Genomic DNA, 24,557 nt, shown 5'->3' with positions numbered 1-24,557 from the left:
GTACGTTGGTTATTCCACGGTAAGGGGCTGGGACCGGGTAAAGTATTCGGCCTGAACGCTTACCCGCAGGTTTTTGTGGCGGTCTTTGTACAGTTGTTGCTTCACGAAATAGACCGAATATTCTCCGGGAGAAATGTCGTTGATGGCCGAAGTCGGGAGCGAAACTATGCCGGAATCAGTGGGACCGGTCACAAGTATCCGCTTTGGATTACTGCGATCGGCGGGTTCGAAGAAAAGCAGCAGGCTCTCCTCCTCGGTCATCCCGCGGTCCCCTACGGCAAAGTTGGCCGCTTCGGTACGCCGCAGGGTATCCGGCAGCGAATCAATGTACACGCGGTGAAACGGAAAGGAAAAATTGGCCACGGCCCCCTGTTCCGTTACGGAAAACCGAATGTCTCCGGGAAGGTCCTGGACCCGTTCGAGTCGGAAACGGCGGGCCGGAAAGCCGCGCAGCGGTCGCATCGGGTCGCCTAAAAAAGTGGGGGGGCGTTCGGTGGAATCCGGCAAGACCAACTCGGCCTGCAGGGTCCGGGCATCTTCCTGGTACCGGAGGTTGCCGCTGACCGTTTTTACTTCGGCAACCGGGGTGGGCTCAGCGGGGCCGCAGCAGGTAAAACCGAGAATGATCAGGGGGAGCAGGAAGCGCAATCGCTGTAGTTTGGGCGCAAGGTATCACTCGATCTGCCAATCGATCGGTGTCTTCCCGTTGGCAACCAGGTATTCGTTGGCCTGCTTGAAGTGGTGGTTGCCGAAAAACCCCTTGTCCGCCGAAAAGGGAGAGGGGTGGGCGCTTTCCAGTACCAGGTGACGCTTACCATCGATCAGTTCGGCCTTTTTGCGGGCAAACGCACCCCACAGCATGAAGACTGTATTTTCGGTCCGGTCGCTCACGGCCTTGATGCTGGCATCGGTAAAGTACTGCCACCCCGAGCGCTTGTGGCTGCCCGGCGTCTGGCGTTCCACGGTTAGCATTGAATTGAGCAGGAACACGCCCTGTTCGGCCCACTTCGTCAGGTCGCCGTGGTCCGGAATCGGGAGATCGAGGCTGTCGTTGATTTCTTTGTAGATGTTGCGCAGGCTCGGCGGAGGCGTAACTCCCCGGGGCACGCTAAAACTTAGGCCCATCGCCTGACCCGGATTATGGTACGGGTCCTGGCCCAGAATGACCACTTTCACCTGATCGAGGGGCGTCGTGTTGTACGCATTGAAAATTAGTGATCCGGGGGGATACACCGTTTTTCCGTCGGCCTTTTCCTGTTTGATGAATCCAATGAGGGTGTTGAAATAAGGCTTGCTGAATTCGGGCTCGAGGGCTTTCTTCCAGGAGGGCTCTATCTGTACGTTCGTCGCGGGCATGCGGGTAGGGGTGTGGGTTGCGGTAGTGTAATTGCGGATGGGGGGCTTTTGTTCCCATTCTCCCCAAACTCGTCGGCTCACGGCACTCGTCGGCCGACCGAGGCACGAGGCTCGTCCGTCGAGTAAACCAGCAAGCACTACTGGAATAAACTCATCCACCTACCCGGCGGACGACTTCGGAGTCGGCCGACGGGGCTCGTCGGGCACTCGTCGGCCGACCGAGGCACGAGGCTCGTCCGCCGAGTGAACCAACAGGCATCACTGAAATCAACCCAACGGCCTACCCGGCGGACGACTTTAGAGTCGGCCGACGGGGGCCGACGGGGCCGACGGGTAGACTACACCTTCACCAGCTCATCAATCCTTACCGTACGCCGTTCCGCCAGACTCTTCCGGGCGGCGACGCCGATGAGTACGGACAGTGCACCATCACGGGTACCGGCCATGTGCCCCAGCGGGTCGGCGGCATCGGGCTTGACGAACAGGTAATCAAGCATACGCCGGTCGCCACCGCCGTGGCCGTAGCGGTACTTCGGCACCTTGATGCTCTCGAAGTCGGGCTCGAAGTTTTCGTGCACGATGATCTCATGAAACTCGGTAGGCGTCTCTTCCTTACCGAACGACATTTCGGCCTTGTGCAGGTCGGCCTGCTCCTCCTCGTTGTACTCGCCGCGCTGGTAGGGAATGTCTTCCCACGAGTCGATGCGCCCGTCGTGGCCGTTGAAGGCAATCCGGTAACCCTCGTAGGGAGAGTAGGTCGTCAGGGAATAGTTGACGACCACGCCGTTGTCGTACAGAATCTGGGCGCTCATCTTGTCCCAGATGTCGATGTCCTCGCGGAATACGCAGGAGTCGCGGATGTACCCGTCGTACTCCTCGTTGTCGACGTACAGCTCCATCGCACGCTTGTCCTTGGTGATGTCCCAGAAGTAGGGACATTCCGCCTTGTGGTCACAGGTACGGCACGAGGCTCCGCGGAACGGTCCGTTCTTTCCGTAGTGTTCCAGGGCACCGTAGGCCGTCACCTCCACCGGAGTTGCGCCCACCCACCAGTTGAGCAGGTCAAAGTGGTGAGTGGCCTTGTGTACCCAGAGGGAACCGCTGTTCTCCACGTAAGCGTGCCACCGGCGGAAGTAGCTGGCCCCGTGGTAGACGTTGAGGTACCAGTGGAAGTCCACGCTGGTCACCTTGCCCACCCGATCGTCGTGCAGCAGTTGCTTGATGGCCGTGTTGTGGGGCGAGTGACGGTAATTAAAGGTGACGAGCACCTCCCCGCCGGTTTTTTTCTGGGCGTCCAGGATGGCCTGACACTTTTCGGCGTCGGTGGTCATCGGCTTTTCGGTAATCACGTTGACGCCGGCCTCCAGCGACTTGATGATGAACTCGCTGTGGGTCGAGTCCATGGTCGTCACGATCACCCACTCGGGCCTGGTTTCGCTGACCATTTTATCGAAGTCCGTGTAGGTCGGGCAGTCGACGCCCATGTACTCCCGCACGGTTTCCAGGCGGCCCGGATTGATGTCGCAGAGGCCCACGAAGGTGACCTCTTCGCCGTAATTCTCCACCAGATTTTTTCCCCACAGCGATGAGCCGCGCACTCCGGTGCCTACCAGGGCCACGCGTTTATTGGCCGCGCTTTTCCAAAGGTTGAAAGCGCTTGCCTGCCCGGCTGCCAAGGTTGCCGCGAATAAGGAGGTGGACTTTAGAAAATCACGTCTTTGCATAATCGGTTATTTGTGCGATCAAGTTAGTACATCTTTTTTGTCGGGGACGCAGGTGCCAAGGAAATTCGTGAAAAGCAAGGCCTAACGGTACAATACGTTGTTTTCTGCACTACCCTTGTTAAATTTTGCGTGACTCGCCTGCGTACCTTGGGGCCATGGCCATCTTACTCAACGCCGATTTAGGAGAAACGTGGTACGACCAACAGGTCGGCAACGATGAAGAAATAATGCCCTACCTCGACGCCTGCAACATCGCCTGCGGTTTTCACGGCGGCGACGCGCTGACCATGCTGAACACGGTAAAATTGGCGGTGCACCACGGTGTGGCTATCGGAGCCCATCCGAGCTTTCCGGATCGAAAGAACTTCGGCCGTTTGCCCATGCACCTTTCACCGGAAGTCTTGCACGCTACCCTACTCTACCAAATCAGTGCGCTCGCCGGAATGGTCAAACTGGTTACCGGTAGCGGGCTGCATCACGTGAAACCCCACGGTGCCCTTTACCACTACGCAGACAAAGAGGCGGTCGCGGCCGGAGTGCTCGCCCGGGTAATAAGTGATCTTGGTATTCCGGCCTTGTTCGGACCTCCCTGGGGGGAACTGGAGAAAGCTGCCGAGGTAGCCGGCTTATCCTACTTCTCTGAGGGTTTCGTGGATCGCCGGTACGAACCATCCCTGCTCCTGCGTTCCCGCACAAAGCGTGATGCCACCATTGATGACGTGGCGGCAGCAGCCGAACAGGCCGGTCTGTTGGCCAGCGGAAGAGTGCGGGCCACCGACGGAAATCTGTACCCTATTGCAGTGCGGACGTTATGTGTTCACGGAGACCATGCAGGGGCGGCGGAGCGCGCCCGGGCAGTCCGGAGGACTCTGGATGCTATTCCTCCTCGATGACGGCGTCGTCGATGAGACTGTCGCCGTCGCCGTCCGCATCGTCGAAACCGGCGATCAGATCGCTCTTCTTGCGGGGACGATAATCGGGATCGTCCTGAATGCGCATTGGCTTCCCTCCCTCGTTGTGGTAGTCGCCGCGGGCGAAGCGGTCGGCCCGGTCGAAGAAGGAATCGGTGCCGCTGAGGGTGGACTTGTCCGTATCGCGGTCGGCCTCCTGGTTATCAAACGCACGGGCCCGAGCCTCCGCCTGAGCGGCGGCGGCATTTGCCTGCTCGATGGACTCCTCCAGTTTCATTTTTTCGGCCTCCCGATTGGCGTGTTCCACGAAGGCATCGGCCTTTCCCTTAAGGGTGGTTCCGGCGGCAGCGGCGCGATTCAGGGCCTCATCGGCCAGTTTGCCGGCGGTGTCCTTGGCCTTTAGTCCGGCCCGGGCGGCTGAATCCAGGGTGGAATCGGTCACTTGCCGCAGTGCGGAGGGCTCCTTGGGGGGTGCGGTGGGATCGACGGTCGGCTCGTCGTCTTCGAAGGAGATCGTTCCGGATTTCGGCGCTTCCCGCGGGGGCGTTTCGTCGAGATCGCCGAGGGTTAGTTCCTCGTCGATGATGTCCAGTCCTTCCCGGGTGTCTCGATCGGCCTTGGGGCGGAAATCGGCCTGTTTGAAGACGGCGTCGCCGAGCTCGCTCAGGGCATCCTTACCCTTATCGATGTAGCCGGGCGCGCGGGCGGCAATTTCGCGGGCCGCCTGTTTGGTCAGGTCGATTAATTCGTCGCCCTGAGCGGCCAGTTCATCGCCCGCTTCCCGGGCGGCCTCGTTTGCGCGAGAGGCTTGGTGCTTGGCGACGGATTTGGCGCCGAAGAAGATTCGTTTGAGGTCGTTGAAGATCGGCATGACGGATAAATTTTTGTTAGGCAGTCAGGATTTTGGCCCCGCCGGTGATTCACTAAAGTACGTATCCGCCACCGAAGTTCGCGGCTATACGATCACGTTTCCCGGAGTTTCTTTACCCACCTTCTTGGAGGTCTGGGCCTCGCTGGCCGACGGCACTTCCCCGTTCTTGTACTTGTAGAAACCGTAGTGCTTTTCCTTGTCGAGCGTCAGTCCGGGTCCGTGAAACATGATGCGCCACCATGCTTTGGGATGACGGTACTTGGCCATGTCGCGGAACATATCTACGTGCTCGTGGAACACCAGTTTCACCGGATTATAGCTGTTGACCGGCTTGAGAATGCCGTAGTTCGGGGTTTCCTGCTCGGGGCAGAAGGTGCCGAACATGCGGTCCCAGATGATGAGGCTCGATCCGTAATTTTTGTCCAGGTACTTTTCCTCCGTCGCGTGGTGTACCCGGTGGTGACTGGGCGTGACGAAGAAGAACTCCACCGGCGCCCACATACGGTCAATCAGCTCGGTGTGGATCCAGAACTGGTACAGCACCCCGATCTGCATACAAATGAAGAACACGAAGGGATCGAAGCCCAGCAGTGCCGCCGGAACGAAGAAGATCACCTTGATGTGTTGCGTCCAGCTCAGGCGGAAGGATACCGAGAAATTGTACTGCTCCGAACTGTGGTGGGTGACGTGAGTAGCCCACCAGAACCGCTGCTCGTGGCTAATCCGGTGCGCCCAGTACCGGCAGAAATCGACTACGAAGAAGCAAAGGATAAAACTCCACCAGGTGGTGGGGATGTAGAGCGGACTGAGGTTATAAAAGAACAGAATAACGCCGAAGGTGAGGGCCTTGACCAGTGCCGTACTGATGAGGTTCCCTACCCCAACGCCGGCGGCGGCCAGTCCGTCCTTGATGTCGTAGTTGTGCTTCTCGGCGCGGCTGCTGCCGGCGCGGTCGGCAATGTAAGCCTTCAGCTCCTCGGCGTACAGGTTGCGCCGTTTGGTGTAGGCAACCGGGTTCCATCCACAGTTGCGCAGCGTGGGCGCGTAATCGGTGAGAAATCCCAGTGCTTCGGCGGCCTCCTCCAGTTCGTGAATGTATTCCCGTCGCCGCAGGAACCATTCGATGACGGTAAGGGCAACCATGACGGGTACGGCGTACACGATGACGGGGGGAAACTCCAGGTTCTGAATGTCCTCAAAGGAGTAGAGCGGCTTATTCATGGATCGGTTACTTTCCGTTGTCGTAGAGACTTTTTCCGACTTCTTCGTACTTATCCCCCTCCTTCCAGAAGGGCAGTTCGTCGCGGTTGGCGATGAGGCGTGCGGCGAGGGTATAAATCTGGCAGTATCGCTTCAGGTATTCCAGATCGATGGTTTCGGGGTTGTCGGTAACTTGATGATAATACTTGAAGATGGCATCGTCGAAGTCCGTCATCCCGGGCGCGAAGTTGAGGGCGGGAATTCCCTTGGCGGCAAAGCTTACGTTGTCGGAACGATCGAAAAGGCCCTGTTCGGGTGCCGGATTCGAAATTACCGAAGCACCGAACGCGGCGGCGGCCCGCTCGATCTGTTCGTCGATGCCGGTACGCCCCATGCCAATGACCGAAATGGCGGACGTATCGTTGTATCCCGCTCCGTCCGTATTGAAGTTAAACACGGTTTGCTCCAGTGGCACGAGCGGATTATCGGCGTAGTACTTACTGCCCAACAGCCCCAATTCCTCACCCGTCACCGCCAGGATGATGATCGAGCGGCGGGGCGGATTCTCGGCAAAGGCCCGGGCGGCGGCCAGCAGACTGATGGTACCAAAGGCATTGTCGCGCGCACCGTTGAAGATGCTGTCCGCCTCGGAGTAAAAGCCACCACCCTGGGCACCTACCCCGACGTGGTCGAAGTGGGCCGTCATGATCATGTATTCGTCCGCTACCGTCGGGTCACTTCCCCGGAGAATGCCGCCCACGTTTCGGCTGCCCATATCGCTGGTCTGCATACCGCTGCTCGTTAACTCGCCCGGCATACCGTCCTTGTTCGCCTGCAGATCGGAGACGAACGCATCCTCGAATTTGATGAATCCGTAAGGGATCGTGGCCGCCGGCTTCCCATCGTCCACCGACATCCGTTCGCCGCCCAGAAAGCCCTTAAATCCCTGCCAGGGATAGGGAAGCGCATAGATTTCAAAGATTCCCACCGCTCCTGCGCTTGCCGCCATCTCCGCCTTTTCGCTTACGCCTTGAAAGATGGCCTGCTGGCCCTGGTCGCCGGGCAGGCCGGGGCGGGTGATCACGATCTTGCCCTTTACGTCAAGGTCTTCATAATCGTTGTGCCCGGTGGCTTCGTCCACCCAGCCGTAGTTAGCAAACACCACCTGGCCCCGGACGTCCGCTTCCGGTCCCCGTACGATGAGCATCTCGCCGCCGTGGACGAAAGAGTGGTCGCCGATCTTTACCTCCGCCGAAGTCGGCGGCTGGACCTTGCGCAGCGGCACGGTCTGGAAGTAGGAGCTGTCTTCCGTATTAATGGGTTCGTAACCGAAGGCCCGCAACTGGGCAGCGATGTACTCCGCAGCAATCTCGTTGCCCGGGGAGCCGGTACGCCGACCCGCCAGGTAATCCGACGCCAGGAAGTACATTTCACCGCCGAGCACGAGCTTGTCGAAGCGGAACTCGGGCAGCGTAGGATCGATGTCCTGCTGATTGGCAACCTGCGCCCACGCACCGGTGGATACAAGCAGCAGCAGTATGGGAAGGACGTTTTTCATCTGCATTATTTTTAGGAAACCGGAGCGGCAAAGGCTTCGGCTACTTCGTCGTAAACGATCTCACCCCTCACGATATTCAGGCCAGCCTTGAGCCCCTTGTTTTCTTCGGTAGCCCGCTCCCATCCCTTCTGGGCAATTTGCAGCAGGTAGGGGAACGTAGCGTTGGTGAGGGCCAGCGTACTCGTGAAGGGTACGGCGCCCGGCATGTTGGCTACGCAGTAGTGGATGACGCCATCGATGACGTAGGTGGGATCCTCGTGGGTGGTGGGGTGACAGGTTTCGATGCAACCGCCCTGGTCCACGGCAACGTCGATGACCACGGTACCGTCGCGCATCTCGCTCAGCATCTGACGGGTGATCAGGTTCGGGGCCTTGGCACCGGGGATGAGCACCGCGCCGATGATCAGGTCGACCCGATCCAGCTCACGGCGGATGTTGTACTCGCTGCTGAAGACCAGGGTTACGTTGGCGGGCAGAATATTGGCTAGGTGACGCAGGCGATCCAGACTGATGTCCATCAGCGTAACGTTGGCGTGGAGGCCGGCCGCCATCTTGGCCGCTTCGGTGCCTACGACGCCGCCGCCAAGAATGAGCACCCGGGCGGGAGGAACACCGGGGACGCCACCCAGCAGAATTCCGCGACCGCCGGCCGGTTTCTCCAGGTACTTGGCTCCTTCCTGAATGGACATACGTCCGGCTACTTCACTCATCGGGATCAGCAGGGGCAGACCGCCGTTGGGACCTTCTACCGTTTCGTAGGCCAGGCAGATGGCCTTGCTTTTGACCATGGCCTCGGTAAGGGGGCGGGAGCTGGCGAAGTGGAAGTAGGTGAAGAGCAGTTGCCCCTCGCGCACGAGGGCGTATTCTGACTCGATGGGCTCCTTCACCTTGACGATGGTTTCGGCTTTAGCGTACACGGACTCGATGTCGGGCATGATTTCCGCGCCCGCCTCCGTGTAGTCGGCATCGCTGTACCCGCTGTTGATACCGGCGGTCGACTGCACGAGTACGGTGTGTCCGCGGCGGACGAGCTCGAGGGTACCCCCGGGCGTGAGGGCAACGCGGTTTTCGTTGTTCTTGATTTCTTTAGGGCAACCAATGATCATGGGAATGGCTTTAAATGGTGGTGGTAGGGCTAGTAAAATGGTTAGTTCTGGGCGACGATCGCTAGCTGGCCGCGGCCGTCGTAGGCGAGCCGGCTGATGCGCCGCAGGCCATAAAATCCGAGGTCCACGACCTCGCGCCAGGCGGCGGGGGTGGTGGGGTCCAGTCGGTATAGTTTGGAGTCGTTCCCGGCCAGGTAACTGCCGTCCGGTAGTACGACGAAGTCTTCCGTACCATCCACCATGGGCGCAATGACCTTTGGCGCTTCCTCCAGTCGGTACAGGTTGCGTTCGACGAGCTGCCAGGGGGTATTGCTCTTGTCTACGTATACCAGGTTTCCGTTGGTCAGGCGGGTGAAGGTGCGGCCGGTGTTGGTGGCCAGGGTACGGGGGCTATCTCCGTTTGCTGATGCCATCACCAGTTGGTTGGGATTGCCGACCAGGAAGAGGGCCAGTTGGTTGTTGTTGAGCCACTCGTAGTAGCCGATGCCGCTCGTGGTGGAGAATACCGGACGGCCGTTATCGGAAAGGTCCGCCGGAAATTCCCACAGCCGCAGGACCGTATCCCGATCGACGTACTCCTGGCGAACGGCGGAAAAGCGGCTGCCGTCGCCCATTCTTTTCGGACTGTACTCTCCCGATTTGGTTTGCGTCAGCCGGGTGCGGGTCGTGTTCGCCAGATCAAAGCGGTAGATGTCGGGTTGCTCCATGTCCGGTGTGGAAACGGAAGCGTACAGTACGTTGCGATCCGCCCAGTGGGGATGGTCGTTGTAGCCATTTCCGTTGAAGCCGGAGAGGTACCGTGGATTGGTCAGCGTGACCAGGGTATCCCCCACCTTGATATCGAATACGTAGAGTTGTGACTTCGGTGCCTGCGCCGCGGCCGTGCCGAAGTAAGCTACACTGACGATAAGGCAAATTAGAAAGCGGAACATGGCGGTAGATTATAGAGTAAGGGCAAAGATAAGCGAGGAGGTTAGTCGGATTCCAGTAAATCAGCCATGGTGAACACGCCCCGTCTACCGGCGATCCAGTGGGCGGCCTGTATGGCACCGCGGGCGAATCCCTCCCGGGAGTGGGCGGTATGGGTCATCTCTATTTCATCGATGTCGGAGGAGAATCGGAGCAAGTGAGTGCCCGGCACGTCCTTTTCCCGGTAGGAGATGATGTCGGGTCGGTCGCCCCGTAAGCCGGCCGCCACCGTTTCCGCCAGCGTAATGGCCGTTCCGGAGGGGGCGTCGATCTTTTCCGTATGGTGGGTTTCCTCGATGGACACCCGGTAATTTTCCTTGCTGATGAGCTCGGCCAGCCGGCGGGCGGCGGCAAAAAATACGTTGACGCCGACGCTGAAATTGGACGCCCAGAAGAGCGCTCCCCCGGCTTCTTCCACCTGCTTGCGCACGGTGGGCAATTGATCCAGCCAACCGGTAGTACCCACGACTACCGGCACGCCGGCAGCTAGAGCCAGTTCGATGTTGGCAACGGCAGCATCCGGACGGGAGAAATCGATGGCTACGTCGACTCCCTCCAGGTCCGCCGAGCGGATATCCGCCCGGTTGTGCTCGTCTACCCGCAGCACGACCTCGTCGCCGCCCTCCGTGGCCAGCCGCTCGATGTAGCGACCCATTTTACCGTATCCGAGTAGCGCGATCTTCATGGTTGCGAAAGTACGTCAGACAAGCGAAAGCACCCCGTTTAGTGGAATGGGCAACCAGGCCGGACGACTGTTCAGCTCGTAGGCGACCTCGTAAACGGCCTTTTCCAGGATAAAGAGTTCGAGGAGGGCGCGGCGATCCGCATCACCCGCAGGCAGGAAGTCGGCCGGGCCGCAGGCCTCAAAGTAAGCATCGAGGTAAGCGTCCGCTACCGTCCGGTACCACTCTTCGGCGCGCTGGCTCAGGTCTCCCCGGTTTGCGTATCGGTCGGCATTGAGCAGCAGCTGCCCCTGAGCGGCGTAGTGGAAGGAGCGGACCATACCTCCGACGTCCTTCAAGGGCGGACGTTTGCGGCGGCGCTCCGGAATCGTCAGCAGGGGCTCCCCCTCGAAGTCGATGATGTAGAAATCGCGGTCGGTGTAGAGGACCTGTCCGAGGTGATAGTCGCCATGGATGCGGGTCAGCTTCGCGCTCATCTCCCGGTCGCGCAGGGCTCCGAGTTTTTTCAGGAGGCGCGGTCGGGCGTCCAGTACGCGTTGGGCCAGTTTGCGGTTATTCTCCGGCAGTTCCCCCAGGCGGTCGGCGAGCTGTCCGAACTGTCGGTCAAGCAACTTCAGCGCCGCTCCCGTTATTTCGGCCCGGTATTCACCGGTAAGGGGTTCCGGGGTCAACTCTGGGCGGTCGGCTCCGGCCGAGGCCAGTGCCCGGTGCATTTCTGCAGTCCGTATGCCCAGCAAGCGCGCCCGCAAGATGGTTTCGGCATCCACCGGACCGTCGCCGGCAAAGTAGCGTTCCGTAAGTTGCTGAAACAGCTCCCAGGCGTCCCCCCGGTTGTCCACCTTGCCGCTCATGAGGCCCAGGTTGAGGTAGTCTTCGTCCTCCATTCGACCCACGCCCAGGCTTCCCCCGTAGGGCGGGCAGTGCGCGAAGTCCGTTTGCTCACTCAGGAACCTCACGAGTTCGAGATCGGGGTTCAGGCCCGGATCGAGTTTGCGAAACAGCTTAAAGAAGAAGCGGTCGTTGTAGATGATGGCCGTATTGCTCGTATCGATCGCGGGAACCGTACTGGTGACGCTCTCCGGAGCTTCCCGCAGCACCCGCCCGGCTTCCGCGGTGAGGCGTTCGCTGTCGGTCTTGCCCGCTTGGATCATCCGGTAGATCGCCGCGCGAAAGTCGGCCCGGGGCACGGCATCGGCGAGCAGACCGGTACCCGTTATTTCCCCCAGAATGAGGTTCGGGTGATTTTCCTGGTAGAAGCCCCGCTGTTCGCCGCCTACGTTCAGCGAGAGGGGCATCTGGTAGGTTTCCCGGCTTCCGTCGGCAAAGTCTACCGCAATGATCGCGATCCCGGCATCCTCCAGCACCGTATAGTAATCTTCCAGAACGCAGTTCGTGATGTTCTTTCCCTTGCTGGTGAACCACCGCTGGAGGGGCAGGTAGCCCGGCAGCAACACGTCGGTGAGGGCATCTAGGAATTCAGGGTCGCGAAACAGGTCGGAAAGACGGGTAGCTGGCATGTGTGTGGTTCTCTTTGAGGAGGTACGTTCGCGCGGTAACTTTGTTTAGCCGAAGTTAATCTGCCGCCCGCAACAAACCGTACATCTTCCGGACGTCGTACCGGTCGCCCGGGAAGGCCCAGTTCTTCCGGTCCTTGGTCTGGATCAGCAGCACCGTCTCGTCCGTATTCGCTCCCCGCCCCACCGCTTCCATGCGTACGTTGGCCAGATTGGGAATAGGGTAAGCTTCCTTCCCAATGGTTAGGGTGGTCGCGTCGATGGTAACGTTCGGGTACTTGAAGAGGGTCCAGAAGGCTCCGAGCAGGGCCATCAGGGCCAGTAGGGCACCGAAGTAAGCCAGCATGGGCAGCAGTACCCTACGGCGCGGATCGGCCTCCCCGGCCCGCGACGCCCGGAAGGCCAGGAAAATCATGACGGCAATCAGCACCGTGCAGCCGACCAGGGTAAAGTACAGGTCACCCAGCTCGGGGATAAATTCGACGGCCTCCATCTATTTTCCGGGTGCCCCACCCTTTTTTTCGCGGGTCAGGTTCGTCAGCACCTCATCGAGTTGCTCGGCACTGATCCGCTTGCTCACGATGTTCTTGTCCTTGTCGAGCAGGTAGATGGCGGGGGTAGATTTGATGCTGTATTCCTTGTAGTAGCGTTGGTAGGGATCGGCGACCTGCACCCAATCTCCGATACCGTGCTCATCGACGTATTCCCAGCACTCGCCCAGGTCTTCCACGCCCTTGGTGCATACCGAAAAGATGGTGACGCCCTTGTCCTTCCAGTTTTCGTAAAATTCCTTCATGTGGGGGGTCGACTTTTTACAGGCCGGGCAGTCGTAGCGCCAGAAGTAGAGTACGGTATATTCGGTATCGATGTCGTACAGGTGAATATCCGTGCCCTCGCGGGTGACCATGTCCAGGTCGGGGGCCTGACGTCCGATCAACAGCGGACGCAACTCGTCGGCCGTCTCAATCATTTTAGTTTGTTGCTCCTCGTCGGCCCAGAAGGCCTTTCCGTCGCGGTAGTATTTATCGACCATGTGCACGTAGAGCGCGTCCATGCCTACGATGTTGCTGGTAGCCGCCTCGTTGGTGAAGTGTACGGTGTAAAACTTGAAGGCATCCGACAGCGGCTCAAACTGTTCCAGCACGAAATCAATCGCTCGGGCTAAGGTATCCGGGTGCTTCAGTTGCAGCGTGTGTACGTAGTAATTGATGCGCTCGAAGAGGAAGGGCGTACGCAGCAGGCGCTCGTCCTTGAGGTCCAGTCCGTCGAAGTAGTGCGATTGTAGCCACCGCCACTGCTTGGTGCGCCGGGCCTCATCGTCCGCTTCGTCGGCAAAGTCGGGGGGGATGGCCGCCTGATTTCCCCGGATGATGGCCGTGACGAACGCACTGGGGTGCTCGGAAATCAGGTTCTGCTGGTAAGCCTTCACTTCCTGGTCCATATCCTCCATTTGTTGCCGGGCCTGGGCGGCAAGCGCGGGAGCAAGGGTGGTATCGGAAAGCTGGGTGCGTGTTGCCACACTCCGCTGTTGCATGTCCGTGATAAAACCGAGGTACTGGTAGAAGAGGTCGTTTTCCTCACTGCCGGTCACCTCCATCTCGTGGAGCGATCCCATGCGGGTCTTCATCGTGAATTCCTGATCGTCGTCGTCGCCTACCACAAATTGGAAGTAGCTATTGTCGGGGGACATCACGACGAGGTAAATGCCCCGCGGCAGGGGTTCGGCATCGTCCTCGAATACGTAATCTCCCGCATCCGACCGGTAAGCCGTGTCGATGATGTACTGCTTATCGAGCAGGAAGTATCCCAGGGTGAGGATGTCCTCTTCGTAACCATCGATCTCGACGGCGATCCGGTGCCCCTCTTGCTGGGCGGACAGGGAGGAGGAGAATAACAAAGCGAAGAACAGGAGGCGTAGCAGCATCGGAGGTGATTAGGGGCGCAAAAGTACGGTAAAACGAACACCGACCAAACGGTCGTCGTTGCAGAAACGTCCGGTAATCAGGACTTTTAGCATAACCTTAAATGAAATCGCCATGAGAGAATTCACATCATTTCGGGGCATTACACCCGCCAATTCGCGCTACCGCCACATCGATCATCCCTTCGAAGAACAACGCAGAAGGCTCTACGGCAACCAGACCATGAGCGGCGATTACGAACTTAACATACCCGGTGCCAACATCACCGAACTCGACGAGGAAAACCAGGGCGGATACCTCATCGAACTCGCCGCCCCCGGCTACCAGCGGGAAGATTTTCACATCAGCGTCCACAACGACGTACTGACCATCAAGGGGGAACTTCACGCCGATCGGGTGCGCGACCACGACTCGTTCAGCCGCCGGGAACACAACTTCCACACCTTCAGCCGGAGCTTTAGTCTTCCGGACAGCACGGATGAGGATAACATCACGGCCAAGTATACCAACGGCATTCTCGAAGTATACGTGCCCGTACTCCGACCGGTCGCCGAAACCAAGACCCCCCGTCGCATCGAGGTGGGCCCACATTAACTAACTACCAAGCGAATTGTAGTAAGCCAGCGACCGCGTGATCATATCCGCGGTCGCTGTCTTGTTTACTACGGCCTCCCCCGGCTTTTCCAGGAAGGTAAAGTTGATCGCCTCCGTATCGTTTTTCTTGTCCTGCCGCATCAGGTCCAGCAGTACAGGAAAACTGGCCTCCGGCACGTGTTGGTGTCCGTATACCCTGAGGCAGTAATCGCGAATGTCATCTAGCGCCGCCGCACTCAGATCACCCGTTTCGTGGCTGAGCCAAGATTCCGTGATCATCCCGATAGCAATGGCCTCTCCGTGCAGCAGTCGGTCTTCGCGATGCAGAAAGTAGCTCTCTACCGCGTGTCCGATGGTATGACCAAAATTGAGCGCTTTCCGAATGCCCCGCTCGAAGGGGTCCTTCAGCACCACCTGCCGCTTGATGTCGACACTACGTTCGATGACGGCCGGCCAGTCAAGGCCGCGTATATCCTTGATGTCCCGCAACTCCGACCACTGCTGCTCATCCGCGATCAGTGCGTGCTTGATGATCTCGGCGTAACCGGACCTGATCTCCCGTTCCGGAAGGGTACCCAGAAACCCGGCATCGACCCACACCGCTTGCGGATTCGCAAACAGCCCGATGCTGTTCTTGACTTCGTAAAAATCGATGCCCAGCTTCCCCCCCACGCTCGCATCCACCTGACTGAGCAGGGTGGTAGGAATCTGCACGAAGTCGATGCCCCGCTTAAAGGTACCGGCGGCAAATCCGCCCATATCCCCGATCACGCCGCCACCTAAATTCAGGCAGCACCAGCGCCGGCCCACGCCGCCCCGGAACATCTCCTCCCAAATAAATTTACAGGTATCCAAATGCTTGTGCCGCTCACCGGCCGGCACCACGATCTTGACCAGGGGAGTTGACCCCAGGTAGCGCTCGATCCGCGGCAGACAGTACCGTTCGGTCTCCTCGTCCATGATGAGCACCCAGCCTGCGTAAGCTCTTTCGCGCAGCCACGCAAACTGCTCGGCCCCAACGGCATCAATCACAATACCGTACTCCCCTCCAACACTCAACTCCATAGGATATATTGTAAATGACCCCCACCCGACCTGACTAACCGACTAAAGAACTATCCGCCTAAAAGACTCCCCTACCACCGTTTCCCAATCTGAAAATTCAGAAACAAACTGAGAAACAACGGGCTGTTCGACACCCCCGGGGTCAGTTCGCTTTCCACCATGATGTCGGTATTGCCGAGAAAGTAGTCCGCCATAATGCCTGCCTCCAGCGACTTCGCGGTCTCGTCGTACGCACCGAAGCCGAAGTGGGTAGCAAATTTAGCGTGTACGCCGGGCCGTAATCCGATCTCGTCCAACCCCACCGTCCAGGCCGAGGCACCGAAGATGTTGGTTTGGTTATTGATGAATACGTCCAGGTTATCTCCCGTAAAGCGGACGTCGATCGGTGCGGCGTCGTTGCGCTCGATCTCGAGGTAATAGGGTTTCAGCAGTCCGAGGCTGGGCCCGAACTCATAAGAGTAGCCGATCGCCACCCCCCGCTCGCGGGCTTTTTCCGAAAGAAATTTCTTCATGCCGAAACCGAGCCGCAGGGCGTACAACTGGTTTTGTTTGCCGAACACGTAGGCCCGGCTCACCCGGTTGCTGATCACGTTGACGCGGTCCGGATTTTCCCGCCGTTCGCGGCTGTGGCGAATGTCGCCGATGGAAAGCGTCCAGTAACGGGTCTTGTCGTAGGTCAGCAACTTACCCGATCGTACGCCGAGGAAGAAGTTCCGCGGGGTGGCCAGGGCGACGTTGAAGGTGAGCTCGTGGTTGTAGATGATGCCAATGTCCTTTGCATCGTAAATATTCCGGTTGCCGGGTAGCTCCTGCTGGGCCGTGAGTCCCAAGGTAAAGAGTGCACCGCAGCACATGATGATCAATCGTCGCATGAGGGGAAAGATATACCGAAATTACAGTCCGGGAGGCCCCTTTGTTGTTTCCACCTACCTTTAGCAGCCTAATTGTCGCCCGACTTGTCTTCCGTTCCCGAGATCACCGTTGTTACCGCGATCCGCCATCCCCGGCTGCGCTACGTGCTGCGGATCGTCGGCGACGATCTCGGTTACCGCTTTCGATTCTCCAACGACCGCTCCGTATTCGGCCCGCGACTGCCCCGCTACGGCATCAACTACGGAGGGGAAGGGCCCCGTACGCTACCCCACCATCCACTGCTTTCCGGGCGAGACACGGGACCCGCGGACCCCGCCCAATTATCCGAGGACGGCCTGCCGGTTTTTTGCATGACCAAGACCGGTCCCGATCTGCTCGCCTGCATATTCTACTGCCTGAGCCGTTACGAGGAGTACGACGCGTTCACCCCCGACCGCCACGGCAGGTTTACGGCCGCCGCTTCCCACGCAGTACAGAATGGCTACCTGCACCGCCCCGTCGTGCGGGAGTGGACCGCCGCGATCGGCCGTCAGCTTCGCGCCTGGTTCCCTACCCTGCCCGCCCCCCGTCGGTACGGCTTTACCTTTCGGCCTACCTACGACATCGACCTACTCTACGCGTACCGGCACCGGGGCTGGCGGGGCGGACTGAGCGGAATACGCGACCTGCTGGCGGGCAACGGATCCAGGTTCGTGAGCCGACTGCGCGCTACGCGGGAAAACGACCCCTACAACACGGTCGCGGCCCTGGAAGACCTCCACCGCAAACACGAATTGAGGGCTACCTATTTCTGGTTGCTTTCAACAGGAACGAACCGGCACGACACAAATCCTTATCCCATACCGGAAGCGCAGAGAGCGCTCATTCGCAGGCTCGCCGCCACCTCCAGTACTGGCATTCATCCGAGCTACCTCTCCTCCCAGTCTCCCGCGCTGATCGGACAGGAACGCAAGCGGCTGGAGCAGATCGCGGGGGAGCGAATCACGGCCTCCCGTCAGCATTTTTTACGCTTCCGCCTACCCGACACGTACCGACAGCTGAGTCAGCACGGCATTACCGACGACCACAGCATGGGATATGCCGATCGATCGGGGTGGCGGGCCGGCACCAACCAGCCATTTCCCTGGTACGACCTGCTGCGCGAACGGGAGACCGGCCTGACGATTCACCCCTTTGCGGCCATGGATGTCACCCTAAAAACCTACGAGGGGCTTTCCTGCGGGGCCGCGGGTGCAGCGATCATAAAGTTAGCGGAGGGACTTGGTCGGTACGGCGGGCCCTTTCCCCTGCTCTGGCACAACAGCAGTTTCGCAGCGGACTACGGCTGGGCCGGCTGGTGGGAGATGTACGTAGATCTGGTGGGCCGGCTGGCCGGGTGGGAAGGCGTTACTCCAGATCGAGCAGGTCCTTCACGCCCGGGTAGCGACGAACATTAAAGGCTTCGGCGTACTCGTATCCGGCCTCCCGTCCGAAGTACCGCCCCTTTGCGGCGAGAAAATCCATGAAGTCCTTGCCGCTGATCGGCGTAGCGACCTCGGTGGCGTATTCGTTATTGACGTGGTCGTTGAACTGGGAAGCGTAACAGGCGATGGCTTCAAACTTTTGCTTGACGTAGGGAGAGATGTCTACTACGAAGTCGGGCTGCCGGTTGCGATCCTGGATGTAGTGGTAGATCGCCCGTGGCCGCCATTCTTCCTGCTCCTCCCCCTCGAGGTTGTAGGTTTCTATTCGTTTGAGCCCGCTTAGGTAGCAGGCGTTCGCGACGATTTCGGCACTCCGGCCGTGGTCCGGATGGCGGTCGCCGAGGGCATTGGCGAGCACGATGTCGGGCTGACAGTCCCGGATGGCGGAGATAATCTTGAGCTGGGTTTGCTTGTCGCCGGTGATGAATCCGTCGGGCAGATCGAGGTTTTCCCGGAACTTTGCGCCCAATTTTTCCGCGGCCGCGTAGGCCTCCCGGGTCCGTATCTCGGCAGTGCCCCGGCTTCCCAGTTCTCCACGGGTTAGGTCCAGCAATCCGAAGGTATGGCCCAGGGCCGCGTGCCGCAGGAGGGTGCCGGAGCAGCTTAGTTCTATATCGTCCGGGTGGACGCCAATGGCAAGAATATTAACCTTCATCTCTTTGGTGGGGTGTCAGATTATGGAAGTTGCACCCGGTCGGTGGTAACCGCCGTTTAGGGGGTGCACGGGGCAAAGAACGCCAAACCTCCCGAACCGGGGAAGTTTAATCGGTAGTATTCAGAAATCTCATTGTGCGTAAACCCTGAACACCCAAGGGGAAGCGTAGTTATAGACCGAACACTATACTCACGATGCGCATAGCCTTATTTCGTTGCACCAGTCTTGTGGCAGTGCTACTTACCCTCAGCCAGTGTGCTGACTACAGAATTCACGAAGCCGAAATCGAGGGCCTCACCAGCGAAGCCGTGCCCACGGGCGAGCTGGAGTACTCCACCTTTATGGTGGGTGACCTGGGCTACGACTTCGAACGCGGCCTCACCACCCTCGGTGCGATGGTCGAACAGATGCCGGCGGGCAAGAAGAACAGTTCGCTGCTCCTGCTCGGTGACATCACCGGTCCGGACGGGCTACGTAAAAATCGGAACGAAGACCAAACGGCCCACCTGGATGCCCTGATCGACCGGCTCCAGCGGGTACCCGGAAAAATCTTCTACACCCCCGGAGAGAACGAGATCGGTCGTAGCGGACAATTCAGCCGATTGGAAAGGTTGGAGAAATACTTCAAGGACCACAGCGAGAAAAAAGTCGACTTTCTTCCCAACAACGCCTGCTCCGGTCCGGACGACGAGAAGCTCTTCGACCGCGTCGGCCTCATCGGCATCAACACGGCCTGGTACATGAGCGACTGGGACCGGGACGAAGAGGTCAGCGAAGGCTGCGATTTCACCAATCGCGACGCCATGACCTTCGCGCTGGCCGACGAGATCAAGGGGTACCGCGACCAGGTCAAGATCGTTATGATGCACCACCCCCTGCAGGCCAACGGAAACCGGGGTGGAGAGTATAGTGTTGGCCAGCATCTTTTTCCCCTCGCCGATCTGATCCCGGGAGCCTACGTGCCCCTGCCCGTGGTGGGGAGCATCTTCCGCCTCATTCAGGGGGTCGGAGGTGGACCGCAGGACCTGCACAACCTGCGCTACCAGCAGTTCATCAATAAAGTGAAGGCCGGCATCGACGATGAAGTCAACGTGATCTTCGTCAGCGGTCATGAACACAACATGATGCTCGTGCACGAGGACGAATACATGCAAATCGTTGCGGGCTCCGGCAGTAAGCGCGGCCCCGGGGTCGGCGGCAACGACGCCAACTTCGTGCAGGGTGCCATCGGCTACAGCCGCCTGGATTTTTACGACACGGGATCCGTCTACGTCGGCTTTTACACCGTAGACGAAGCCGGCCGGGAAGAACGGGTGTTCTACCGGCGCATCATCGAGGACCGCTTCGCTCCCCAGGACGAAGGGATTGAGGAAGTCCCGACGGAAACGGTCACCGACAAGGTGGTCAAAGCCTCCATTTACGCCGCGGAGGGCGACGACAAGAACCTTGCTTACCGCACCACTTTCGGTCGGCATTACCGTCCGCTGTACTACCTGCCCGTCGAGGTGCCGGTCCTGAAGATCGATACCATCTTCGGTGGCCTCTCTCCCTACCGTCGGGGGGGTGGCATGACCACCATGAGCCTGCACACGGAGGGGGCGGACGGCCACCTTTATCAACTACGGTCGGTACGCAAGAACCCGGCGCAACTGCTCCCCAGTCTGCTCGAGAACAGCTTTGCCGCCGACGTAGCCAAGGACCAGTTCACGGCCATTCACCCCTACGCTCCCCTTACCCTGCCCCCCATGCAGGAGAAGCTCGGACTGCTTGCCGCCGACCCCTATCTCTACTACGTACCCAAGCAGCCGGCGCTCGGCACGTTCAACACCAATTTCGGTGGAGAAATGTACTGGTTGGAGCAACGGCCAGACGAGGACTGGAGCGGGACCCGCTTCTTCGGGGGAAGTAAGGACATCATCAGCAACAGCAAAATGCGGGAGGCCCTCCTCGACGACTGGAAGAACTACGCCGACCAGAAAAACTACGCCCGCGCCCGCCTCTTCGACTTCTTGATCGGCGACTGGGACCGCCACCGCGATCAGTGGCGCTGGGCGGCCTTCCCGGAGGAAGACGGTCGCACCCGCTACGAGGCCATCGCCCGCGACCGCGACCAGGTGTTCAGCAATTTCGACGGGGGCTTACTCAGCGTCGCCCGCATCTTCGTGCCCGAGGCCCGCAAACTTCGTCCGTTTACCGGTGAGCTGGACAAGGCCAAGTGGCGGGGACTCAACGGCAAGTGGAACGACCGGGTTTTCCTGAACCAGGTTACCCGCGAGGAAATGGTAGCCGAAGCCAGGAGGATTCAGCAGGCCCTTACCGATGCGGTAATCGACAGTGCGTTACAACGCATGCCCCCCGAAGTACTCCCCTACAGCCTGGAACAAGAAAACATCGCCGGCAAGCTCAAGCAGCGGCGGCAACAACTTGATCGCTTTGCCGAAGAGTACTACGAAACCCTGGCCGAACGGGTGAACGTACTGGGTACCGACAGCGACGACTACTTTCTGCTAACGGGGCTCGCCAACGGAGACCTGCAGGTAGAGGTATTCGACGCCGACAAGGAGGGGCAGCCGGATGAGAAGTTCTACGAACGGACCTTCCACGCGGTAGAAACGAAGTACGTGTCCCTCTACGGAATGGACGGAGACGACCACTTCGAACTAACCGGTGAGCGCAGCCGCATCAAGGTGCGGGTGATCGGCGGCACCGACGGAGATGAAGCGAACGCAAGTGGTGAGTTGACCGCACGGATCTACGACGAAGAAGAGGGAATGGAACTAAGTGGTAATACAAGTCGCCTGCGCGATCGGCGGACCGACCGGTATCCCGAGTTGAACACTTTTGATTTTCAGGAATACTACCCGAACTACACCACCCCGGTCCCCTCCCTGGGCTTCAACGTCGACGATGGGCTCTTTATCGGCGGTGGATTCGTCCACACCGTGACCGGCTTCAATCCGGCCCCCTACGCCCAGCGCCACACCTTCATGGGCAGCTACAGCACAAATGACTTTTACAAGTTCACCTACAAGGGAGAGTTGAACAATACCTTCGGGCGGAGGAAGGACCTAACGCTCACCGGTCACTACTTCAGCCCGGGATACGTGGCCAACTTCTTCGGCCTCGGCAACGAAGGCGTAGGGCAGCCCGACGAAGACGAGACCGAGCTGGACGACGATCAGATCCTGGAATACAACCGTGCGCGTCGCCAGGAAATTTTCTTCAATCCCATGCTGCGCTTCCGCGGCAACCGCAACCGTTTCAGCTTTTCGGTCGGACCGTTCTACCACAGCTACGACCTCGACGACGCCCCCGACTATACCCTGATCGAAAATACTCAGGCTATCGATCCGCGGGTATTCGATAAGCAGGCGTTCGCTGGTCTGGAAGCGGCGATCTCCTCCAACAACCTGGCCATTCCCCTGATGGCCGATAACGGAATTAAGTACGATCTCTTCGCCCGTCAAACCTGGAACCTCGACGACAGCGAGCGCACCACGACCAAGTACGGTGGCAGCCTAACCTTCTACCGGATGCTCACCAAGGCCATCAACTTCGCGACCCGGGTGGGCTTCGAACTTAATACGGGCGATCCGGAGTTTTATCAGTTGGCTTCCATGGGCGGTCGCCTCAATTACCGCGCCGCGCGGGTAGATCGCTACCTGGGCAATAATCTCTTTTACCAAAACATCGACCTACGCTTCATGGGTTTTGGTTTTGGAAAGGGTGAAGTGCCGACCGTGGGTGGATTCATCCTGGGGCTCGACCATGGGCGCGTCTGGCTCGACGGAGAGGACAGCAGCACCTGGCACTTCGGCTACGGCGGCGGCGTATGGGTGGCTCCACTCGGTGCCACCATCATCAGCGCAACCTACTTCCTCGACGAGGAACGGGGTAGATTCAACTTCGCTGCAGGATTTCCTTTCTAAATTACCCGCTTATGAACAGGATCTGGGAAAGACCGAACCTTATTTCCGTTGTCATTCTGGTGATCATACTGGTCATCGGAGCCGGGTACGTACTGTTTACCCTACAGGAACGACCGGAAACGGAGAGCTTTACGGTCGACGACGATTACTTTTTCCCCTACAACTTTGACCGACTCGACCGGGTCGTAAAACTTCCGGGGGAGCTGGAGGAAATAAGCGGACTGTGCCAGGGATTTCGCGCCGATGAGGTATTTGCGGTACAGGACGAGGAGGGGGTAATGTACCGGGTCAATGCGGTAAGCGGTGAATTACTGCAGCGATTGACTTTCGGCAAGGACCTCGACTACGAGGGAATTACCCGCAAGGACAACCGGTTCTACGTACTCGAGGCGGATGGCGACATCCACACGTTCGATTACGCGCAGGATACTACCGCGGAGGTTGTATCGAATAAATTGGAAACCAGCTTCAGCTACCGCAACGATACGGAGGGCATCTGCTACGACTCCATCACCAATACCTTACTGATCGTCCCGAAGGCGCAGGAGTTGAACCCGCAATCGGACGACGAAACCCGCCGGGGTATCTATACCTACGACCTGGTGATGAACGAACTTAACAGTCAGCCGACCTACTTCGTGGACGGACTGGAGGTGGGTCAGATCATTTTCGGCAAGAACCGGGAGTACGTCATTAAACCCAGCGGAATTGCCGTCGAACCCTCCACGGGCTATCTATTCGTACTTTCCGCCGTTGGCAATATCCTCATCGTAATCGACCGCGACAGCCAGGTGAAACACATCGAGTTGCTCGAACAGAATACCTTTCGTCAGCCGGAAGGGATCACATTTGGTCCCAACGGCGAACTATACATCAGCAGTGAAGGCCGTGGTGGACGCGGCATGATTGCGACACTCACCCGAAATGCACAAACCACCAGCAACAATGGACAAAGAGGAGAAAGCGACCGCGGAGAAAACTGAGGATAAGGTTTTTAAGCGTGCGGAAGCCTATGTCCGGGCTCGCTTCAACGAATCGCTGGACCCCATCTATCTCTTCCACAACTACGCGTTCTCGGAAGAGATCGCGGACAAGATCGTCGATCTGGCGGAAGAGGCCGACCTCGACGAAGCCCTGACCAAAAAGCTGCGACTGGCGGCACTCTTCTACCCGCTGGGGTACACCAAGGGCCATAAGAAATTCGCCGAACGCTCCGCAGCGGAATTGCTCGCCTTTGCGAAGGAGGAGGGCTTTGATGCGGAAGACGCCGCTTCTTGGATCACCGCTGCTCCCGCGGCTACCGCCCAGAGTCCCTTCGAAGTCCGCCTGCTGCACGATGCGGCCTGGAGTTGGCTCGGCCGAAAGCGCTACGACCGCCGTTCCAACCTCCTACAGTTGGAGCGGGAGGCGGTCGAAGGAAAGGTGGGCGACCCCGTCAAATTTGGTAAGGAGATGCAGGACTTCCTACTAAAATTCAATTACCTCACCGATGTCGGGAAGGAGGAATTCGACAGCCGCCGCCGCAAGAACGTCAGCAAGCAACAGAGCAACAACTACAAGATTCAGCAGAAGGAAGTAAAGGCCAAAACGGGCAAGAACTTCGGCCGGGGCATCGATACGATGTACCGGACGGCCTTCCGCAACCACATCAACCTGAGCCGGATTGCCGACGATAAGGCCAATATGATGATCTCCATCAACACGATCATCCTGTCGATCCTGATCGCGGTCTCGGGTGCGGGACTCAGCTTCTTTGAAGAGCTTTTCTTCGAGGATCCGGAGTTTCTGGCGCCCATCATCATCCTGCTCATCAGCTCCCTCACCGCGGTCATCTTCGCGGTATTCTCCGCACGCCCCAAGGTGACCGAGTACCGCATCAAGAAGCGCAAACTGCTCGAAAGCAAGGAAGCCAGTCTCCTTTATTTCGGCAACTTCCTGAAGCTGGAAAAATCCGACTTCATCAAGTACATGTCAAAAATGAAGATGGACCAGGACAGCCTCTACGACGACCTCGGGCGCGACCTGTACGACCTCGGCCAGGTGCTGCACCGCAAGTACCTGTTGCTGACCATCAGTTACAATACCTTTATCGGTGGACTTGCCCTGGCGGTGATCATCTTCCTCACCGTGTATATTTTCAATCTTACCAGCTTCAACTAGGTCT

At 58.8% G+C, this 24,557-nt stretch carries 21 protein-coding genes; 6 read left to right on the top strand and 15 right to left on the bottom strand.

Annotation, left to right across the window (positions count from 1 at the left end):
• Positions 1-9: 9 nt before the first annotated feature.
• The 3 genes from GGR28_RS00585 to GGR28_RS00575 form a co-directional block, all read right to left on the bottom strand.
• The gene (locus GGR28_RS00585; protein ID WP_183493776.1) at positions 10-648 is read right to left on the bottom strand and encodes a hypothetical protein; all 639 of its coding nucleotides are present in this window, start codon (positions 646-648) and stop codon (positions 10-12) included.
• A gap of 24 nt (positions 649-672) precedes the next feature.
• Positions 673-1,356: a uracil-DNA glycosylase gene (gene ung, locus GGR28_RS00580; RefSeq protein WP_183494511.1), complete on the bottom strand. Its 684-nt coding sequence runs from the start codon at positions 1,354-1,356 to the stop codon at positions 673-675.
• Between the two features lie 338 nt (positions 1,357-1,694).
• Positions 1,695-3,080 (bottom strand): Gfo/Idh/MocA family oxidoreductase, encoded by a 1,386-nt coding sequence (locus tag GGR28_RS00575; RefSeq protein WP_183493775.1) that lies wholly within the window; start codon positions 3,078-3,080, stop codon positions 1,695-1,697.
• 155 nt (positions 3,081-3,235) lie between these two features.
• On the opposite strand from GGR28_RS00575, the gene GGR28_RS00570 reads away from it, so the two are divergent.
• The gene (locus GGR28_RS00570) at positions 3,236-3,973 is read left to right on the top strand and encodes a 5-oxoprolinase subunit PxpA (RefSeq protein ID WP_183493774.1); all 738 of its coding nucleotides are present in this window, start codon (positions 3,236-3,238) and stop codon (positions 3,971-3,973) included.
• Here the strand turns inward: GGR28_RS00570 and GGR28_RS00565 are convergent.
• The 9 genes from GGR28_RS00565 to GGR28_RS00525 all read right to left on the bottom strand — a co-directional run bounded on the left by GGR28_RS00565 (position 3,957) and on the right by GGR28_RS00525 (position 13,816).
• A complete protein-coding gene (locus tag GGR28_RS00565) occupies positions 3,957-4,862 on the bottom strand; it encodes a hypothetical protein (RefSeq protein WP_183493773.1) in 906 nt (301 codons plus the stop codon). The two genes, GGR28_RS00570 and GGR28_RS00565, sit on opposite strands and share 17 nt — an antisense overlap.
• 84 nt (positions 4,863-4,946) lie before the next feature.
• Positions 4,947-6,083 carry a sterol desaturase family protein gene (locus tag GGR28_RS00560; protein WP_246416166.1) on the bottom strand — a complete coding sequence of 379 codons (1,137 nt, stop codon included), beginning with the start codon at positions 6,081-6,083 and terminating at the stop codon, positions 4,947-4,949.
• A 7-nt stretch (positions 6,084-6,090) separates the two neighbouring features.
• Positions 6,091-7,620: a M28 family peptidase gene (locus GGR28_RS00555; RefSeq protein WP_183493772.1), complete on the bottom strand. Its 1,530-nt coding sequence runs from the start codon at positions 7,618-7,620 to the stop codon at positions 6,091-6,093.
• An 11-nt stretch (positions 7,621-7,631) separates the two neighbouring features.
• On the bottom strand, positions 7,632-8,726 hold the full coding sequence (gene ald / locus GGR28_RS00550; protein WP_183493771.1) for an alanine dehydrogenase: 1,095 nt from the start codon (positions 8,724-8,726) through the stop codon (positions 7,632-7,634).
• Between the two features lie 41 nt (positions 8,727-8,767).
• Positions 8,768-9,658, bottom strand: coding sequence for a TolB-like translocation protein (locus tag GGR28_RS00545; RefSeq protein ID WP_183493770.1), 891 nt, complete (start codon positions 9,656-9,658; stop codon positions 8,768-8,770).
• A 41-nt stretch (positions 9,659-9,699) separates the two neighbouring features.
• Positions 9,700-10,380 carry a 4-hydroxy-tetrahydrodipicolinate reductase gene (dapB, locus tag GGR28_RS00540; RefSeq protein WP_183493769.1) on the bottom strand — a complete coding sequence of 227 codons (681 nt, stop codon included), beginning with the start codon at positions 10,378-10,380 and terminating at the stop codon, positions 9,700-9,702.
• Positions 10,381-10,395: 15 nt separating this feature from the next.
• Positions 10,396-11,895: a phosphotransferase gene (locus tag GGR28_RS00535; RefSeq protein WP_183493768.1), complete on the bottom strand. Its 1,500-nt coding sequence runs from the start codon at positions 11,893-11,895 to the stop codon at positions 10,396-10,398.
• A 55-nt stretch (positions 11,896-11,950) separates the two neighbouring features.
• Positions 11,951-12,385 (bottom strand): hypothetical protein, encoded by a 435-nt coding sequence (locus tag GGR28_RS00530; RefSeq protein WP_183493767.1) that lies wholly within the window; start codon positions 12,383-12,385, stop codon positions 11,951-11,953.
• Complete coding sequence (locus GGR28_RS00525; RefSeq protein WP_183493766.1) at positions 12,386-13,816, bottom strand: TlpA disulfide reductase family protein; 1,431 nt, start codon at positions 13,814-13,816, stop codon at positions 12,386-12,388.
• Between the two features lie 112 nt (positions 13,817-13,928).
• Here GGR28_RS00525 and GGR28_RS00520 point away from each other — a divergent pair, with 112 nt between their 5' ends.
• Positions 13,929-14,408, top strand: coding sequence for an Hsp20/alpha crystallin family protein (locus GGR28_RS00520; protein ID WP_183493765.1), 480 nt, complete (start codon positions 13,929-13,931; stop codon positions 14,406-14,408).
• On the opposite strand, the gene aroB is transcribed toward GGR28_RS00520, so the two are convergent.
• Both aroB and GGR28_RS00510 read right to left on the bottom strand, forming a co-directional pair.
• On the bottom strand, positions 14,409-15,473 hold the full coding sequence (gene aroB / locus GGR28_RS00515) for a 3-dehydroquinate synthase (protein WP_183493764.1): 1,065 nt from the start codon (positions 15,471-15,473) through the stop codon (positions 14,409-14,411). It abuts the gene before it with no gap.
• 71 nt (positions 15,474-15,544) lie between these two features.
• Positions 15,545-16,345 (bottom strand): hypothetical protein, encoded by an 801-nt coding sequence (locus GGR28_RS00510; protein ID WP_183493763.1) that lies wholly within the window; start codon positions 16,343-16,345, stop codon positions 15,545-15,547.
• Positions 16,346-16,429: 84 nt separating this feature from the next.
• Here GGR28_RS00510 and GGR28_RS00505 point away from each other — a divergent pair, with 84 nt between their 5' ends.
• Positions 16,430-17,782 (top strand): polysaccharide deacetylase family protein, encoded by a 1,353-nt coding sequence (locus tag GGR28_RS00505; RefSeq protein ID WP_183493762.1) that lies wholly within the window; start codon positions 16,430-16,432, stop codon positions 17,780-17,782.
• On the opposite strand, the gene bshB1 is transcribed toward GGR28_RS00505, so the two are convergent.
• Entirely contained in the window at positions 17,733-18,464 is a 732-nt protein-coding gene (gene bshB1 / locus GGR28_RS00500) for a bacillithiol biosynthesis deacetylase BshB1 (protein WP_183493761.1), read from the bottom strand. The genes GGR28_RS00505 and bshB1 overlap by 50 nt on opposite strands.
• Before the next feature lie 194 nt (positions 18,465-18,658).
• On the opposite strand from bshB1, the gene GGR28_RS00495 reads away from it, so the two are divergent.
• The 3 genes from GGR28_RS00495 to GGR28_RS00485 are packed head-to-tail and all read left to right on the top strand — an operon-like array spanning position 18,659 to position 24,553.
• Positions 18,659-22,393, top strand: a complete 3,735-nt coding sequence (locus GGR28_RS00495) for a hypothetical protein (protein ID WP_183493760.1) — start codon at positions 18,659-18,661, stop codon at positions 22,391-22,393.
• Positions 22,394-22,404: 11 nt separating this feature from the next.
• Complete coding sequence (locus tag GGR28_RS00490; protein ID WP_183493759.1) at positions 22,405-23,376, top strand: SdiA-regulated domain-containing protein; 972 nt, start codon at positions 22,405-22,407, stop codon at positions 23,374-23,376.
• Positions 23,339-24,553, top strand: coding sequence for a Pycsar system effector family protein (locus GGR28_RS00485; protein WP_183493758.1), 1,215 nt, complete (start codon positions 23,339-23,341; stop codon positions 24,551-24,553). Before GGR28_RS00490 ends, GGR28_RS00485 begins: the two co-directional genes overlap by 38 nt.
• Positions 24,554-24,557 lie beyond the last annotated feature (4 nt).

This window comes from Neolewinella aquimaris, assembly GCF_014197245.1.
Classification (GTDB): Bacteria; Bacteroidota; Bacteroidia; order Chitinophagales; family Saprospiraceae; genus Neolewinella; species Neolewinella aquimaris.
This window is presented reverse-complemented; position numbering and strand designations above follow the sequence as displayed.

What these genes read in the sequence shown, in the direction of transcription:
- ung (WP_183494511.1), bottom strand. Translation starts at nt 1,356, where the DNA reads ATGCCCGCGACGAACGTACAGATAGAGCCCTCCTGGAAGAAAGCCCTC.
- GGR28_RS00575 (WP_183493775.1), bottom strand. Translation starts at nt 3,080, where the DNA reads ATGCAAAGACGTGATTTTCTAAAGTCCACCTCCTTATTCGCGGCAACC.
- GGR28_RS00570 (WP_183493774.1), top strand. Translation starts at nt 3,236, where the DNA reads ATGGCCATCTTACTCAACGCCGATTTAGGAGAAACGTGGTACGACCAA.
- GGR28_RS00565 (WP_183493773.1), bottom strand. Translation starts at nt 4,862, where the DNA reads ATGCCGATCTTCAACGACCTCAAACGAATCTTCTTCGGCGCCAAATCC.
- GGR28_RS00560 (WP_246416166.1), bottom strand. Translation starts at nt 6,083, where the DNA reads ATGAATAAGCCGCTCTACTCCTTTGAGGACATTCAGAACCTGGAGTTT.
- GGR28_RS00555 (WP_183493772.1), bottom strand. Translation starts at nt 7,620, where the DNA reads ATGAAAAACGTCCTTCCCATACTGCTGCTGCTTGTATCCACCGGTGCG.
- ald (WP_183493771.1), bottom strand. Translation starts at nt 8,726, where the DNA reads ATGATCATTGGTTGCCCTAAAGAAATCAAGAACAACGAAAACCGCGTT.
- GGR28_RS00545 (WP_183493770.1), bottom strand. Translation starts at nt 9,658, where the DNA reads ATGTTCCGCTTTCTAATTTGCCTTATCGTCAGTGTAGCTTACTTCGGC.
- dapB (WP_183493769.1), bottom strand. Translation starts at nt 10,380, where the DNA reads ATGAAGATCGCGCTACTCGGATACGGTAAAATGGGTCGCTACATCGAG.
- GGR28_RS00535 (WP_183493768.1), bottom strand. Translation starts at nt 11,895, where the DNA reads ATGCCAGCTACCCGTCTTTCCGACCTGTTTCGCGACCCTGAATTCCTA.
- GGR28_RS00530 (WP_183493767.1), bottom strand. Translation starts at nt 12,385, where the DNA reads ATGGAGGCCGTCGAATTTATCCCCGAGCTGGGTGACCTGTACTTTACC.
- GGR28_RS00525 (WP_183493766.1), bottom strand. Translation starts at nt 13,816, where the DNA reads ATGCTGCTACGCCTCCTGTTCTTCGCTTTGTTATTCTCCTCCTCCCTG.
- GGR28_RS00520 (WP_183493765.1), top strand. Translation starts at nt 13,929, where the DNA reads ATGAGAGAATTCACATCATTTCGGGGCATTACACCCGCCAATTCGCGC.
- aroB (WP_183493764.1), bottom strand. Translation starts at nt 15,473, where the DNA reads ATGGAGTTGAGTGTTGGAGGGGAGTACGGTATTGTGATTGATGCCGTT.
- GGR28_RS00510 (WP_183493763.1), bottom strand. Translation starts at nt 16,345, where the DNA reads ATGCGACGATTGATCATCATGTGCTGCGGTGCACTCTTTACCTTGGGA.
- bshB1 (WP_183493761.1), bottom strand. Translation starts at nt 18,464, where the DNA reads ATGAAGGTTAATATTCTTGCCATTGGCGTCCACCCGGACGATATAGAA.
- GGR28_RS00495 (WP_183493760.1), top strand. Translation starts at nt 18,659, where the DNA reads ATGCGCATAGCCTTATTTCGTTGCACCAGTCTTGTGGCAGTGCTACTT.
- GGR28_RS00490 (WP_183493759.1), top strand. Translation starts at nt 22,405, where the DNA reads ATGAACAGGATCTGGGAAAGACCGAACCTTATTTCCGTTGTCATTCTG.
- GGR28_RS00485 (WP_183493758.1), top strand. Translation starts at nt 23,339, where the DNA reads ATGGACAAAGAGGAGAAAGCGACCGCGGAGAAAACTGAGGATAAGGTT.